Source organism: Paenibacillus radicis (ex Xue et al. 2023) (genome assembly GCF_024722015.1).
In the GTDB taxonomy this organism is placed as follows: Bacteria; Bacillota; Bacilli; order Paenibacillales; family NBRC-103111; genus Paenibacillus_S.
Genome location: NZ_JANQBD010000014.1, coordinates 187,402 through 204,000, shown reverse-complemented (window position 1 = coordinate 204,000; position 16,599 = coordinate 187,402). Strand labels below are relative to the sequence as shown.

Here is a 16,599-nt window from a genome sequence, read left to right as displayed (position 1 = left end):
TAAGTGAAGTATCATGAAGGAGAGAGTACAATTGAAGACAAAAGCGTTAGGTAAAACGGATATCCAGGTTTCAAGCATTACTTTTGGCTGCTGGGAGCTCGGAGGAGGACCTTGGGAGTTTACAAGCGATGATAATAATATTAAGGCGATTCAGGCAGCATTCGAGATGGGAATTACTACCTTTGATACGGCGGAGGGCTATGGGGATGGCCATTCAGAGGAAGTTGTTGGCGCTGCTCTGGAAGGAAAGCGTAAGGAAACAGTAATTTCAACTAAAGTCAGTCGAGCTAATCTGGCACCGGCTAACGTACGCCGCTCTGCGGAAAGAAGCTTAAAGCAGCTGAGAACAGACTATGTGGATATTTATTATATCCATTGGCCAAGCTTTGAGATTCCGGTATCGGAAACCTTAAATGAATTTAATAAGCTGAAGGAAGAAGGCTTAATTCGTGCAATTGGGGTGTCTAATTTTTCGTTAGAGCAGTTGAAGGAAGCATCGAACTACGCACAAATTGATGTCGTTCAGCCTGAATACAGCCTGCTGCATCGGTCTATTGAAGAAGATATCGTTCCTTATTGTGTGCAAGAAAACATTGGCATAATGAGCTATAGCTCTATCGCTAAAGGAATATTAACAGGAGCCTTTCACCTGAAGGGGAAACAACTGGACGAAGATGATTTCCGAAGTAAACGGCGGTTATTCTCCCCCGAGCATATGGAAAAATCAAGAGAATTGATTGTACTGCTCAAAGATATTGCAGAAGGAAAAAATAAGGCGATCTCACAGGTTGCTATCAGCTGGCTGCTTCATCAGCATGCTCTGACTACAGCTATAGTGGGCTCCCAAAGCATCAAGCATATGAAAGAAAATATTGAAGCAGTGGATATTGCTTTGACATCGGAAGAGCTAAGTGCTCTGGATACCCTAAGCCGTAAAGTCATTGCTGAAATAGACGCTGAATAAAGGAAGAAGGGTTTTTAGTATGTATGTTTATGCGGGCTGTATGACTGCCGAGGCATCTCCGAGCTTGTACCTGTGCGAGTTTCATGAAGAAGACGGGTCCCTTACTTTGGTCAACTCCTATAATGACATGTCCAAAACATCCTATTTGGTTGTTGATGCATCCAGAAATATTTTATATGTAGTAGGGATGGATTTTGAAAATGAAGGAATAGCGGTTTCGTATATATTCAATCCTGACACGAAACAATTGCAGTTAGTTAGCAAACAAGCAACATTAGGTAAAAATCCAATCTATGTTAGCACAGATCCAGATTTCACTGCATTATTTGCGGCTAATTTCACGGGTGGGAGCATTATCGCTCTGCCACTGAAGCCAGGCGGGATCATGGAGGACATTTCCTGCTGCATCTCCTTTGAAGTTCACCGTATAGGATTTGGCTCGAAGAACAAATCACGTCCACATAGTATTGTGGTAGACCCGACAAACCGGTTTGTAGTCGTACCGGATTTGGGGACCGACCGGCTGTACATTTATGAAATTGATTATGCCCACCATGATTTGAAGCTGAAACAAGCTATTTTTGTTGAACCCGGATCTGGTCCCAGACATTTTTTATTTCATCCAACTAACCATTGCGCTTATATGATCAACGAGTATAGCTCGACTATTACCATATTTACTCATGATGCTTCGCAATGTGTTCTTGAGACGATTCAAACCGTATCAACTCTACCCGCAGATTTTGATGAGTTCAACAAATGTGCGGATATACAGTTATCTGCCTGTGGCAAATATGTATACGGTTCCAATCGCGGCCATGATAGTATTGTCCAATATCGAATTAATGAAGACGGAAGGCTCACGTATGTGGGACATGTATTTTCAGGAGGAAACAAGCCTCGGAGTATGGCTGTTTCTCCAAGCGGCAAATACATGTTGGTTGCCAACGAAGGGGCAAATCATGTTGCCTCATTTGCGATTAACCAGCACACAGGCGAACTGACTCCGGCCGGACAATTGAATTTGGAATCGAGTCCTATTTGCATCAATTTTATGATATAAGGGGAAGCTTTCCGATTCTCTGCAACCTAACTTGATTGCTTATGGTTAGAGTCTGAGCTCTAAGCAAACAGGAAAAAGTCTTGCACGCAGGTATGCGAGCAAGACTGTATACGAGCTGCACCGATTCGATTGGGAATGACATCTACTTAGGGCTGCAGCTTCTTTTTCATACGGACATGAGGGATGCCTGCATCCAGAAAGATTTCAGGCGATACCGTAACATATCCCAGCTTATGATAGAATGCTTCCGCTTGGCATTGTGCATCAAGAAGCGAGTAGTCAAAGCCTTGCTCGCGAGCCAGATCCTCCAGAGCGAGCACAATGGTTTTACCTGCTCCTGTACCTCTCAGTTCCTTGCGGACGGCTATTCGCTGCAGCTTCATCGTTGCTTCATCATAAGGACGCATTCTTCCGGTAGCCAAAGCTTGTCCGTTGTCCAGTAGCAGTACATGCACACATGCATCGGGACTTTGATCGAATTCGTCGATCTCGAGGCTTTCATCTACCTGCTGTTCTTGTATGAACACCTCATACCTAATAGCTAAGCACTGCTGTAATTGTTCTCTAGTTGTAACGATAAGAGTTTGTTTCACAGATAAGTCTCCTTTTTGTTCAAAAGAACCTTTGTCGAATGGCTAAAATGAAAGCTAGGAATAGGGTAACCTTCCGTACGGCAATCGTCAAGCTGTTGTAAAATATTGAGAATTTCAAAGTAATGCATTATTTCCGCAATCTAAAAAAAAGAGCCATGGAGAAGGAGAAATGATATGAGTATTGTACATACCAATGAAGAACCGTCCTCACAAGTTTACGAACAAATCCCTACCAGTCATTATTTGGTTGACAGCCGTAAAGGCCCTTATTATACAGGCGATTTCAAGATGGGACTTAACTTTTACAGCTTCAGTCATAACTTGAGCTCATGGGTGAATGGCAGCACGGATGGAGCCCCCCCAATCGATACGATGGAGGTTATCCGGTTCGCCAAAGAGGCAGGCTTCGACGCTGTCGATATTACCTCGTACTATATCCCGGGATATGATAATTATACGATGCCAACCCGATCAGATGAAGAGATTTTTGAATATGCAAGAAGTATTAAGAAGCTGTGTGAAGAGTTAGGGATTGCAATCAGCGGAACAGGGGTAAAGAATGATTTTGCCGATCCTAGCGATGAAAGACGTGCATTGGACGTTAAACGTGTCAAATATTGGATTGATGTGGCAGCTGTGATGGGAGCTCCTGTCATGAGAGTGTTTAATGGTGCGGTTCCAGAGGATATAAAGGACTCTAACTGGGAAACCATAGCAAGAGAGAGAATTGTACCGGCTCTTAGAGAATGTGCTGAATATGGTGCCGAAAAAGGAGTCATCATCGGTATGCAGAACCATGGAGACATGGTGTGTACAGCTGATCAGGTAATTCGGATTCTGAATTGGGTAGATCATCCTAACGTTGGACTAATCAATGATTCCGGTTTTTTCAAAAAGTTTCTTGAATGTACCGGTGAAGGCTATGCTTGGTATGATGATATTGAAGCAGTGCTTCCTTACACGGTGAACTTCCAGGTGAAAAGAAAGCCGGCCGGGGCTAATACAGACATTCTGGTGGATCTGGAGGAGCTCTTTACCCGAATCAGGTACAGCAATTACCGCGGTTATATTCCATTAGAAACATTGTGGGTGAATGGTGACAAGGATCATCCCAAGGACCTATCCGAGCCGCCTTTCGAACAAATAAAAGATTTTCTTGGCAAGATGAAGGCCGCCTCAGAAAGTACGAAAACATTAACGAAATAGTACCATAAAAATAAAACTGCCCTATTTGTTGATTTTGACATAGGCGCAGTTATTTTTTTGCTCAAAAAAGGCAAGCTGGTAGTATGGGTGTTTTTCCTGGGATTAAAGGAATTCTGAATACCATTGCAGAATTGTATAGAGTGGATGACAGTTCTCATGATAAGGAATGGATTAACTGCAGAGGTGAGTAAAGTGAGCAAGCGAGTACGCCAAGAGGACATAGCCAAAGAACTTGGATTATCGATCAATTCCGTATCTTTAGCTTTAAAAAATAGCAAGCGAATTAATGAGGAAACAAGACAAAGAGTACAGCAGGTGGCCAAAGAATTAAACTATATTCCGAATTCCATCGCCCGTTCTCTTGTAGAAAAGAAATCGAAAATCATAGGATTCATCTTACCGAAAATAACGAATCCTGTCCAAATAGAGACGGCCCAGCTTATTGAAAGAAAACTTATGGCCAACGGATACAATATGATGCTGATGACCACCGATAGCGATAGAGATTATGAATCCTTCGCTCTGGACATCCTTGTATCCCGGCAGGTGGACGGCATATTCCTGTTTCCTACGAATAAACAAAATCAGGATAAAATCAGGTCAATACGAAATGCTCATATCCCGATGGTCCTTTTATCCGGTGGTAATTATGAGCCGGCGAGCGATTCCGTCTACATGAATCAGTATAAGGGCGCTTATAAAGCTGCAGCCCATCTGGCACAGTTAGGTCATCGAAAGATCGCGTTTATTCATGGCGGGGCAGCGAATATGGAAAAATATATGGGATATCAAACGGCATTGAAGGATAACGGGATCGAGTTTAATCCGGAGCTTGTTATTACCGTCGACAAATATAGCTACGAACAAGGCTATCTGTCGGCTGCGAAGCTTTTTCCTCAAGGGGGAGTAACTGCACTCTTCGCATCCAGCGATTATTTGGCGCTTGGAGCGCTGCGTTGGTGCCGCGAGCAAGGAATGCGAGTACCCGAGGATGTGGCTATTGTTGGCTTTGATGACCTGGAAGCAGCCCAATATGCTGAAATACCTCTGACTAGTGTAACTTATAAGGTAGAGGAATTAACTACTCTTGCCGTAGAACTGCTATATCGGTTGATAACCGAGCAGGAGCATACTACCAAGTCCAAACCGACAAGAATTGAAATCGAGCCTTCGCTGCAAATAAGGAGCTCCTGTGGATATAAAAGCCAAAATGGTGAGGTCTCAGCATGCAAAAAAGGTTAAGCCGCAAACATTTCCGTGCTCGGCTGGAAGTCATGATTGGTACTTTGCGTCAAGAAATTCGGTCTGGCAAACTGGCGATTGGCAGCTACTTGCCTTCCGAAAGTGATTTGGAAAAGCAATTCGAGCTCAGCAATGCTTCCGTTCGCAGCGGTCTGAAGGTTTTGGTTGAGGATGGATACATCGAGAAAATACCACGGGTAGGCAATAAGGTGCTGAATCCCTCATCTGAACAAAAGACCGTTATTAAATTTGGCTATGTCCATTCTTTTGCCCGACTAGTCGAGATGGAAGAGCTGCTGGCTGAGTTTTCCCGGCAATTTCCGCATATTATTGTACAGCCGATAGAGCTGTCGTCAAGCAGCTACTCCAAATCATTAAAGCAATATATGGAATCGGAGATCCTCGATGCAGTTTTGATCAATAATAACAATTTTCAGGACTTCATTGAAAATGGCTGTACGGACTTATTGGAGCCGATTGAGCAAATGGATGATATATATCCGTTCCTGACGCAACCATTTCAACAGGGAAAGGATACGCTGGTTCGTCCATTCAATTATTCACCTGTAGTTTTATGCTATAACAAAAACCATTTCGAGCAGTCTCATGTTCCACAGCCAGACAGCAGCTGGGCATGGAGAGATCTTTTTAAATACGGCCAACAATTGTCGGTAAAAAATGAAAGATTCGGATTTTATTTTTATATGCCGTCGCGTAACCGCTGGCCGATCTTTATGCTGCAGAGTGGAACGAGCTTTCAAACGGATGCTAACGGAAAATACCAATTGCGGGGGAGCAAGATAATAGAAAGTCTGGAGGCGTGCAGAGAATTGCTGGCGATGACAGATGTATTTCCAAGGATTTTGTCAGAGAGCGATGCCGATGCGGAGGCCCTCTTTCTGGAAGGAAAAGTTTCGGTTATTATGACAACCTATTTTTTCTTAAATCAGCTTAGGGATTCCAATATTTCCTTCGATGTTTCTCCATTGCCGGGGTTGCAGGATACGAGCACACTGCTCATTATTAATGGACTTGCCGTCAACAGCCGGTCTTCTAACAAAGAGGCTGCCAAGCTGCTGGTCGATTTCCTGTCTTCCTACGAAATCCAATTACTGCTTCGCCGCAAAACATTGAATATTACCGCACACCGACATGCTATGGAATGGGAGGGGGAGGAGTCCTTATATCGTCCCTCTAGATTTTTTTTGTATAGAGAAATTTTCCCAACCTTACGGTTGCTCACGGAGCTCGGCCTCAGCAATTACCAATTGAAAAGCATCCAACGTGATATTATGTTATTTTTGTCCGGCTTGCAAAATAGCGATGCGCTTAGCGTGAGGCTGGAACAATTGCTCATTGAGGCTAAAGAAAGCAACATCATTCAATCGTCCTAAAGTTTTGCTTTTGCCAAACTAAATCGTAATAGGCATACTTTTATACATAAAAGGTGCAGGCTCTGAAATAGAGCTTGCATCTTTTTTTGTCATCACATTATCATTATCTACCCCATAAAATCACAAGTCGAACTAAAAAAAACCACATTGACTACGCTTACATTAGTGCTATCATGGTTTTAATGAGTTAGATATGAGTCACAATAATGAAAAATGATTGGTGGGGCAACTAGCATGCAGCATAAGGATGTTTATTTTCATAATGTAACGGAACTTGAACAGCGCCCGCATCTGCCGGGACTAAGATTACACCGGTTTCCGAGGCTGGTTCGCCACAGCTTAACGGAGAAGGGAAGAACGAAGGCAGTACAGTCGAACGGCTGCGAGCTTCGTTTTGTTACAGAAGCGAAGTACGTGCAAGTGGTGCTGGCCTCGCAGGATACTAACGGTAAAGTGCTGGTGTTCAAAGGCGACTTCTTCCATTCCTCTCATCAGCTGGAAGCGGGGGTTGTTACAACGATCCAATTGGAAGAACCCGAAAGATTTGCACAGGTGTTCCCCGATAAGCTGAACAACAGGGCGTTTTCTTCCAAGGTTTGGCGTATTTTCTTTGAGCGGTTCAGCGCGGTATTTTATGACATCGATGCGTTCGGATTTGAAGTGAGGCCTCCTCATAAGCATGAGATGCCACAATTGACGCTGCTTGCCTATGGCTCATCTATAACTCAAGGGGCAGGGGCTTTAAGTCATTACAACGGCTATGTACAGCAGGCTGCCAGACGTCTGGAAATAGATGCCCTTAACCTGGGCCTTAGCGGGTCCTGTTTCTGTGAACGGGAGCTGTCAGATCACATTGCGGAGCGCAATGACTGGGATATGGTTTATCTTGAAATCGGTGTCAACATGAGGGCGGTAGTACCTGTTGAAGAATTTGAACGGCGCTCGTCCTATTTGCTAGACCGTATCATTGAACGGCAGCCGGAGAAGCCGGTGTTTCTAACTTATATTTATCCGAACCGAGCCACCTATTTCAGCGACTATAGCCATGCTTTGAGCGAGGCAGAAAGACGCTACAATGAAGTTTTGGAGAAGTATACGACAAACAGAAACCACCCTTTCCTGCATTTTTTAGATGGGAACAAGATTATGGATGATTTTACATCGTTGACTAGCGATCTTATTCATCCTTCCGATTACGGCCATATTCGCATGGGGGAAATGCTGGCAGGATTAATGCTTCCAACTGTAAATAAACTGCGGGAATCGCTTTTGAAGCATGCCGTGCACTTGGGGCAGAAGTAAGGTTTCTGAAGGCTCAACTACTTTTATTAAGGGGAGATTGATATGAGAAAGAAATGGCTTTTATCGATAGTCAGCGCTTCATTACTTGCCACAACAGCAGCGGGATGCTCGCAGTCAGGGAAGCAGGAAGCGGAAACCGCAGGCAAGCCTGGAGGAGGGAAAGCGGCCTTCTCCATCTCCTTCCGTTCCGGGAACATATCGTACGCGGAAAATCATCCAAACATTAACGATGAGAAATGGGTGAAAAAGCTGGAGGAGCTAACGAATACGGATTTGGACATCCGTTTAATGCCGCACAAAGAGTTTGATCAGAAGATGATCCAGATGTTTGCTATAAACGATATTCCCGATGTTGTGCAGGCAAGCTCCGGCTTAACCAATCCGCAATTGGCCGGGTCGGTGCAGGCTGGGGTATTTATACCTTTGAATGATTTGTTGGAAAAGCATGGCAAAAACCTTTTGAAAAAAATACCTAAAGAAGCATGGGAGAAAGAAACGGACGCCAAAGGAAATATTTACGCAATACCGGAGTGGTTGTCCAATCCTTCCAGAAGAGCAACGTGGATTCGTACGGATTTATTAGAAAAGACAGGACTTCCAGAGCCCAAAACGGTTGATGATTACCTCAATGTTATGCGCGCATTCAAGAAACTGGGTGTTGAGAATCCATTCATGGGTCGGGAGGATTTCGTATATGCGGATGCTTTCTTCGGCGCTTATGATGTTTTTGGAAATTTCTTTATGAAGCAGGGCGACAAGGTCGTTCCTAAGTTTTTTAACGTAGAAAATATGCAAAAGGCAATCCAAACCTATAAAACAATGGTGGATGAGGGTTTGGTCAGCAAAGAGTTTGCAACGATTAATCCGACGAAGTTTAAAAATGATATTATAGCCGGAAAAGCGGGGATTTGGAACATGAATGCCAACTTGTTGATTCAATGGGATCAGCAGCTGAAAGAAAGCGTTCCCACCGGGAAAATGAAATTGATTGCATCCCCAACCGGGCCGGATGGCAAGGGAGGCTTGCGCCTTGTAGGCAACGTTACCAGAGCTTATTTGATCAATAAAAAGGCAAAGGATCCCGCGGCTATCATAAAATTTTTCGATTGGATGGTTAGTGATGAAGCGGAGAAATTTTTTACCTTTGGCATTAAAGGAGAGAATTACACCGAAGAGAACGGCAAGATCAACTATAAAGCGCCTACCAATGCAAAGGATGTGGATGAGGAGACGTACAGACAGGTTTTACTATGGCTTGTTCAGGATACGACCTATAACAAAGGAACGTTGAGCCTTACACCGGAGGGGCAAGGTTTGATGAAGCTATATGACACGGTATTGGCCAAAGAAGGCCGAGACGGGATTCAATTCGATCCTCAGCTGCAGGGATATTTGAAAAATCCCGATATTGCGCCAACTGGAGATAAGCTTCCGCCGGTTATTCTTACACATGTATTGAAAATGGTTTATGGAAAGGAACCGATATCGGACTATCCGAAGGTTTTGGAAGAGTGGAAGCAAAAGGGCGGCAATGATGTCATTAAAGAAGCTACGGAGAGATTTGAAAAGAATGATGGCGTTAACCTGTCAAGAACTAAGTAATATCGAAGGTATGAAACTGTGTAGAGCTGGCATCTATGCAGTTTTTCTTTAGGGGCAAAAATAACAAGGTGAGCGAGGAAATAAAATGAACTATTTACTGCGAAGTATCGGGGTACGTATAGCCTTATGTATAATGCTGCTGCTGACTATGATTACACCAATATTCGGAATTCAAACGCTTTCGGCTGAGTCTGCAGATAAACAGCTTTTTTATGACAGCTTTGAATATGGTGACGGAGTTGCTGTCCCGACTGCGTCGCCATCCCTGTGGTCTCAAGATGGCTCAGGCGGAAGTCTCGTGAAGACGACAACCAGTGGCAAGCATACTGGAGCCTACGGTATAAAACTTGATGCGACCGATTCGTTAAGTCTGCATCTTAGTACGATCGGGTACCAAAATATTCAGATGAGCTATTGGTACAAATCCAGTGTCACAGCCGGTGGTGTAAAGGTGGAGTATTCCGCAAACGGGGGTTCCACTTGGTTTGCTTTAGATCCCATTAATGGGGCGCAAGGTTCCTTTAAACAAAGAACGTATACCATCACGGCAGCAACTTACACATCTATGGATAATTTACCGGATGTCAGAGTGAGGTTTAGCGTGGATTCGGCAGTACCTTTAGCCGGCAACGTCTATATAGATGATGTGGAAGTTAGAGGCACAGCTATTCCGAGTACGCCGGAGGAGCCTTCGACTCCACAGCCCGAAGGGCCGGAAATCGAATTCTTCTCCGATAATTTCGATGATCCGGACAACTACGGTTCAGATGGCAATGTAACCATCCCATCTCCCTGGGTACAGGAAGGTGCCGGGGGAAGCGCAGCGAAAACTTCAGTTTCTGCTAGTGCGCCATCGCTTCCCAACTTCGTCAAAATCGATTCTACCGATGCGCTGGGATTGCCACTCAACACGACTGGATATGGAAACATCAAGCTGAGCTACTATACAAGGGCGTCCTCTTATGTTAGCGGAAGCATTGTAGTGGAGTGGTCGGGAAATGGAGGAAGCAGTTGGACGACATTAGAAGAATTTAAGCTGCCTCAAGGCACTGCGGAGCAGAAGAATAGCGAATCCAACAAGCTGAAAGCTTGGGTATTAGGGGCTGGTGCCAATAACAACACGAACCTGAAGATAAGATTCAGGGTTGGAAATCCGATGCAGGCGAATATGTACATAGACAGTGTATCAATTAAAGGGCAGGCTATTCCGGGTATTCCGCCTGCTGTAACACCTGTGCCTGATTCTCCGACAACAACGGACCCGGTGCCTTTCCCAGTGCCGAATGGGGTTACTTTGTATGAAGATGTTGCAATAGGAACGGCTGGCAGCCGCCCCTTATATACATCGATAGCGGTTCCCAGTACTCCGCCTGCGGCTCCAATGCCTGTCGTGGTTTATATACATGGTGGAGGCTGGAATCATGGAGACAGGAAGCAAGCGCTGGCTAACATATGTGGATATGTGACGAAGAGGGGATATATTGGCGTTTCGCTTGACTATCGCCTTACTCCTGAAGCGCCTTTTCCGGCTCAAATTCAGGATGTGAAGCTGGCAATTCGTTATTTGCGAGCGAATGCAGCTCAATATCATATCGATCCAGATCGTATAGGTGTCTGGGGCTCATCGGCGGGGGGACATCTTGCTTCCCTACTCGGGACCTCTGGGGATCTCATGACTACGGATCGGGTAGTTCTCGATACTGGAAACACGGTGCAAGTTCCGGATCTGGAAGGCGCGGGAGGCTGGCAGGAATATTCGGATAAAGTGCAGGCGGTGGCTGACTGGTTTGGGCCTGCTGATTTCACGACAACCTTTGCCAACAATTATAGCTCTGTAACAGCGCTCATGGGCGGCAAGAAAGCCTTCACGGTTCCGGACCAAGCCAGACTCGCAATGCCCAGTACGTATGCATCTCCGGATGACCCGCCATTCTGGATCCGGCATGGGGACGCCGACTCTACGATTCCCTATACAGATAGCGTAACATTTGCTAATCAGCTAACAGCAGCGGGCGTTAAAGTCGTTGACTTTAAAGTTGTTCCAGGCCAGGGCCACGGATTTACGGGAGCTGCATCCGAAACAGCCAATGCGGAGGCATGGGCATTTATGGATCAGCATGTTAAGAACAGAACCGTGACAGAACACATTTTATACAAAAACGGCCACACACCAGGCAATCCAACCGATCCTAATAATCCTAATCCGGGAGCTCCGAATGTTTCAGCTGTATTGAATCCATCTGCATTTACTTTGGAGGCAAACGGGACAAAGGAGTTGACTGTATCGCTTGCACCTAATGACGCAGTGACGAAGGCGGTCACATGGACAACTTATGACAGCAGCGTTGCTGCCGTATCCTCCTCCGGGCTGACATCTGCCTTGGTGACAGCTGTAGGTCCGGGCAAAACGAAAATACGGGCAAACATTACAACCTCCGTCAATCAGCAGGTTTATGCGGAAAGTGAAATAACGGTCATGCCTCAGCAGCCATCAGGGCCTGGAGTTGTGGTGGAAACGGATATAGGCAGTCCGCTGCCTACAGATGATGCACTTATTGACAGCAGCAAAGCAGATACGAATTTCAATTCCGCCACAGGTACAAGTGCTGGACTGTTCAGTGTTTCCTCAGGAAATACCAATAAAAAATATGTATATTTCAAATATGATTTGTCTGGCTTAACCGATCCTGCTTACAAATATATATTTCAAGTGGCCGGGAAAAAGGGAAGCTCCAACACCAATGTGGAGATGTCACTTTATGGCATAGAGAATACGGACTGGACCGAAACGGATCTGACATGGGGCAATGCGCCGGTCAATAATCTGGCTGCAGCTGTATTTGTCGGTAAATTTACGGTTTCAGCTGATAAAGGATCCAATCCGGAATTGTACAGTGTGGATGTATCCGACTATGTTAGAAGCCATTTGTCTCAAGGTAAGGTTACCTTTGTAGTAGGAGATGCAGCCAACACAGGTACTTCTATAAACATCTATTCGAAGGAAGCCAACGGCACGAGTAATCCAAAGCCACGATTAGTTGTTAAGGAGATTATCGATATTTCCAACGACAAGACGCCTCCTTCATGGTTGAGCGGCAGTAAATTAGCCGTATCCAACCTGGGGACTGATTTCATCAACTTATACTGGCCTGCTGCAGTAGATGATACCAAAGTAACCCAATACCAGGTTTATCAGAATAATACGCTGGTTGCAACGGTAAAAGGAAGCACTTCTTATAACGCTGCAGGGTTGAATCCAGGGGCAGCTTATACATTCAAGGTTGAAGCAGTAGATGCAGCGGGAAATATCAGCACGACTCCTCTGACTATTAGCCGAACAACGCTTTCGGAACCGCTGACACCTCTACCTGTCATAGGTGTAACCGCAAGCAGCAGCGATGGAAACATCGAGATTAACACGATAGACAGCAATTCTTACACTCGCTGGTCTGCATCGGGTGACGGTCAATGGATTATGTTCGACTTGGATGAAATCAAAAGCATCGGATATGTCGGTATCGGATTTTACAAGGGAGATATGCGGTCAACGAATTTCGAAATCGAGACGTCTATTGACGGAATAACATGGACACAGCGGTTCAGCGGTTCCAGCAGCGGCCGAACTACGGCTATGCAAGCCTTTGACATACCGGATACGGATGCCAGATACGTGCGAATCACAGGCCATGGCAACTCAGATGGCAGCACCTTCACAAGTCTTACAGATGTCCATATTTATGCTCCATTCACTAACGGGGACACTCCGGTTGCCCTTATTCCTTATATCGTACCGGGCCCGCCACCTGGAGCCGTACCTTTCACCCAACCGGGGATGACGAATGCGGATGGCACGAACCATCCTGTTCATATGCCCCATGTAACAACGGGCAGAGTTATTAATGTGCTGAATTATGGTGCAGACCCTTCAGATAACCGTACAGATGACCGTCCAGCCATTCAAGCGGCTATAAATGCAGCTGTTGAAGGGGACGAAGTTTACCTGCCGAATGGAACATACAACCTGAATTCAGCTCCTGACGGCATAGCTAATCTATTGTTGAAGACCGGGGTCAACCTTCGTGGTGAAAGTGAATCCGGAACGGTTTTGAAAACAGCTCTTAATAAAGTTAAAAACAGTACGTTGTTAAAAGCAGCCAATCAGCATGAGCTGGTTATTTCCAATCTGACGCTAACCTCAACATGGGAAGGTGCTTATACAACAGACCATAAGGTTAACAATCCGGCAAGCGGCGGACCGGACAGCATGATCGTCATTGCGAACTATGGAGATTATCCTTCCTACAATATCACCATAGATCATGTAACGGTTGAAAAGTTTACTCGTATGGGAATTCGCATCGACAATAGTCATGATGTAGTTGTAAAAAACAGCAGCTTCCGCAATGCCACCGACGTAGGTCCGGGAGGGTCGGGGTATGGAGTTGCTATCCAAGGGATGGCGAAGGTGGATCGGCTTGGGTATGACAATGATACAAAATGGAATTTGGTGGAAAACTCATCCTTTGAGGGGCCATACTTAAGGCATGGAGCGCTCATTCAATTTGTCGCACATAACAATACGGTACGCAACAATCATTTCAATAAGACCAAGCTGGATGCTATTGATCTTCATGGGGAACTGGAGTACCTAAATGACATCTATGGCAATCTAGTGACCGACATTACCACTGGCGGAGCTGTAGGTCTCGGTAATACAGGCGGCACAGCGCCAAGCAACCATAGTAAATCGGGTCCCAAAAACTATATCCACGACAATATTATCAGAAACTCACGAGAAGGTATTGTGGTTACGATGGGTACACCGGATACGATTATTGAGAACAATCTAATCGAAAATACGACTAATGTTGAAGAAGCCGCAGGCATCAATGTTTTGAACGGACCTGGAACTATTATTAGAAATAATGTGATCCGCAATAATACAGCCCTTAATTATTGGGCTATTCTTCTGGAGCATGATAAAGGGGATGAGAAAGCGAATTATATCGGTGAAGGCGATCCGCTCAACGTGAAGATTTTGAATAATACGATTACCGGGAACACCAACGGCATTCAACTTCAAGCCGGGACTGGAATTGTGCTTAGAGGCAATAAACTGGACAACAGCGGTACGAATTACTTGAAGGCTCCGGGTGTGACCGCTGTGGAGGAGGAGGAACCGCCGATTGAAGAAGCCTCCTCCAATGCCGACCTGAGCGATCTTACGCTTAGTGCGGGAACGCTGGCTCCCGCATTCCATTCCGGCACAACAGCGTACACTGCAACCGTACCAAATACGGTTTCAAGCATCGCGGTTACACCGACTGCAGCGGATGGCAAAGCATCGCTGACTGTCAACGGTACTGCAAGTGTGAGCGGAGCAACTTACAATGGGTTGAGCTTGAACGTGGGGGATAACCCGATTCAGGTGATAGTTACGGCTGCCAATAAAGCGGTCAAAACGTACACAGTGGTTGTTAAACGGCTGGAACCGCCGATTGAAGAAGCCTCATCCAATGCCGACCTGAGCGATCTTACGCTTAGTGTGGGAACGCTGGCTCCCGCATTCAATTCCGGCACAACAGCGTACACTGCAACCGTACCAAATACGGTTTCAAGCATCGCGGTTACACCGACTGCAGCGGATGGCAAAGCATCGCTGACTGTCAACGGTACTGCAAGTGTGAGCGGAGCAACTTACAATGGGTTGAGCTTGAATGTGGGGGATAACCCGATTCAGGTGATAGTTACGGCTGCCAATAAAGCAGTCAAAACGTACACAGTGGTTGTTAAACGGCTTGGATCATCCGGCTCCAGCAACCGGAACCCGGGCGGAACTTCTTCTTCCTCTTCTGAGCCACCAACCGGTAATGCTGCTGATGCCGGAGTTACAGGAGTTACAGGAGTTACAGGAATTACAGAAATCAAAAACATAGATGGCAAGTTGGCCACGTTTACAATTGTAAACGAAGCACAGATTGGCAAAGCTTTGCAAAACACAAGCAATGGTTTGCTCGCCATCTCTGTTGATAGCCGCGAGGCCGAGCAAGTGAATGTAACGCTGGACAGTAAAGCACTGCAAAAAATAATCGATGCCCAATCGGTTCAGACCGTTTCAATTAGTACCAAGCAGGGAACGTATTTGCTGCCGAGCCAGCAGATTAACATCATGCAATGGGCTTCACAATTGAACGTCAAACGGGAGGATATGCGCCTTGAGATTATCATCAGCCGGAATGATAATGCTGAACAGCGTGCCGAAGCATCCGGATTAAAGGTGCTTGGTGCTGTCGATTTCACCATGCATGTGACTGCGTCCGATGGTAGAACATTGAATATCGATTCATTTACCCAATATGTAGCAAGGAGTATTAAATCGGAACACCCAGTAAATGAAGGAACCCTTGCTGCAGTCCGTGTTTCGACCGATAGCAGCGGAAATGTCGGCTACTCGCCTGTACCATTTACTGTAAAGGGCAATGAAGTGACTCTTTACAGCAGAACGAACAGCACCTACATGCTGGTAGATAATCATCTTACATTCAACGATATTGAGAAGCATTGGGCCAAGGCCGACATTGAAAAAATGGCCAATAAACGAATCGTTCAAGGAGTGACATTGGAGGAATTCCGTCCGAATGAATCGGTTACTCGCGCAGAATTCGCTGCACTCATTACCCGTGTTCTTGGATTGGAGCATGTGAAGTTATCAGGCGAGGTCAGCTTCAAAGATGTCCCAGATGATGCTTGGTACCGCAGCTCCGTTGCAGCCGCTGTACAATCAGGTATTGTAAGCGGATATGAGGACGGCATCTTCCGTCCCGATCAAACCATTAGCAGGCAGGAGATGGCACTTATGATCTTCCGGACTATTCAATTCGCAGGGAGCAAGGAGCAACAGCCGGTCAATAAGCAGACGCTGTTTACGGATCAGGATAAAATAGCGGGCTGGGCGCAAGAGGCTGTTAACCGATTGAGCGGTATGAGATTGATGGAAGGCGTTTCTACAGACAGCTTCGCCCCTTCCGACGCTGCGACTCGTGCTCAAAGTGCGGTTATATTATCCAGAATGCTTTCCGTGCTTTCGTTTGCGCAATAAGATAGGCAATGAAATGGGCTTAGATATGAAAAAGATACAACAAAATCTAAAAAAATCCCAAGCATCCACAACCACATATAGAGTACTCTTAAGGTTAAGGGTTATTCGATTATGGAGTGGCTCCGTATATGGGG

General features: G+C 45.7%; 9 protein-coding genes. 8 read left to right on the top strand and 1 reads right to left on the bottom strand.

Annotated features, from left to right (window positions below; all coding sequences use genetic code 11):
* Positions 1–31 precede the first annotated feature (31 nt).
* Positions 32–964: an aldo/keto reductase gene (locus tag NV381_RS19740; RefSeq protein WP_258214994.1), complete on the top strand. Its 933-nt coding sequence runs from the start codon at positions 32–34 to the stop codon at positions 962–964.
* 19 nt (positions 965–983) lie between these two features.
* The gene (locus tag NV381_RS19735; protein ID WP_258214993.1) at positions 984–2,027 is read left to right on the top strand and encodes a lactonase family protein; all 1,044 of its coding nucleotides are present in this window, start codon (positions 984–986) and stop codon (positions 2,025–2,027) included.
* 146 nt (positions 2,028–2,173) lie between these two features.
* Here NV381_RS19735 and NV381_RS19730 read toward each other — a convergent pair whose 3' ends face one another.
* Positions 2,174–2,620, bottom strand: coding sequence for a GNAT family N-acetyltransferase (locus NV381_RS19730; protein ID WP_258214992.1), 447 nt, complete (start codon positions 2,618–2,620; stop codon positions 2,174–2,176).
* 174 nt (positions 2,621–2,794) lie between these two features.
* On the opposite strand from NV381_RS19730, the gene NV381_RS19725 reads away from it, so the two are divergent.
* The 6 genes from NV381_RS19725 (at position 2,795) to NV381_RS19700 (ending at position 16,465) form a co-directional block, all read left to right on the top strand.
* Positions 2,795–3,826, top strand: a complete 1,032-nt coding sequence (locus NV381_RS19725) for a sugar phosphate isomerase/epimerase family protein (protein ID WP_258214991.1) — start codon at positions 2,795–2,797, stop codon at positions 3,824–3,826.
* Between the two features lie 156 nt (positions 3,827–3,982).
* The gene (locus tag NV381_RS19720; RefSeq protein ID WP_258214990.1) at positions 3,983–5,068 is read left to right on the top strand and encodes a LacI family DNA-binding transcriptional regulator; all 1,086 of its coding nucleotides are present in this window, start codon (positions 3,983–3,985) and stop codon (positions 5,066–5,068) included.
* A complete protein-coding gene (locus NV381_RS19715; RefSeq protein ID WP_258214989.1) occupies positions 5,053–6,462 on the top strand; it encodes an extracellular solute-binding protein in 1,410 nt (469 codons plus the stop codon). Before NV381_RS19720 ends, NV381_RS19715 begins: the two co-directional genes overlap by 16 nt.
* Positions 6,463–6,696: 234 nt before the next feature.
* The gene (locus tag NV381_RS19710; RefSeq protein WP_258214988.1) at positions 6,697–7,764 is read left to right on the top strand and encodes an SGNH/GDSL hydrolase family protein; all 1,068 of its coding nucleotides are present in this window, start codon (positions 6,697–6,699) and stop codon (positions 7,762–7,764) included.
* A 42-nt stretch (positions 7,765–7,806) separates the two neighbouring features.
* Complete coding sequence (locus NV381_RS19705) at positions 7,807–9,366, top strand: extracellular solute-binding protein (RefSeq protein ID WP_258214987.1); 1,560 nt, start codon at positions 7,807–7,809, stop codon at positions 9,364–9,366.
* A gap of 85 nt (positions 9,367–9,451) precedes the next feature.
* Entirely contained in the window at positions 9,452–16,465 is a 7,014-nt protein-coding gene (locus tag NV381_RS19700) for an S-layer homology domain-containing protein (protein ID WP_258214986.1), read from the top strand.
* Positions 16,466–16,599: the final 134 nt, after the last annotated feature.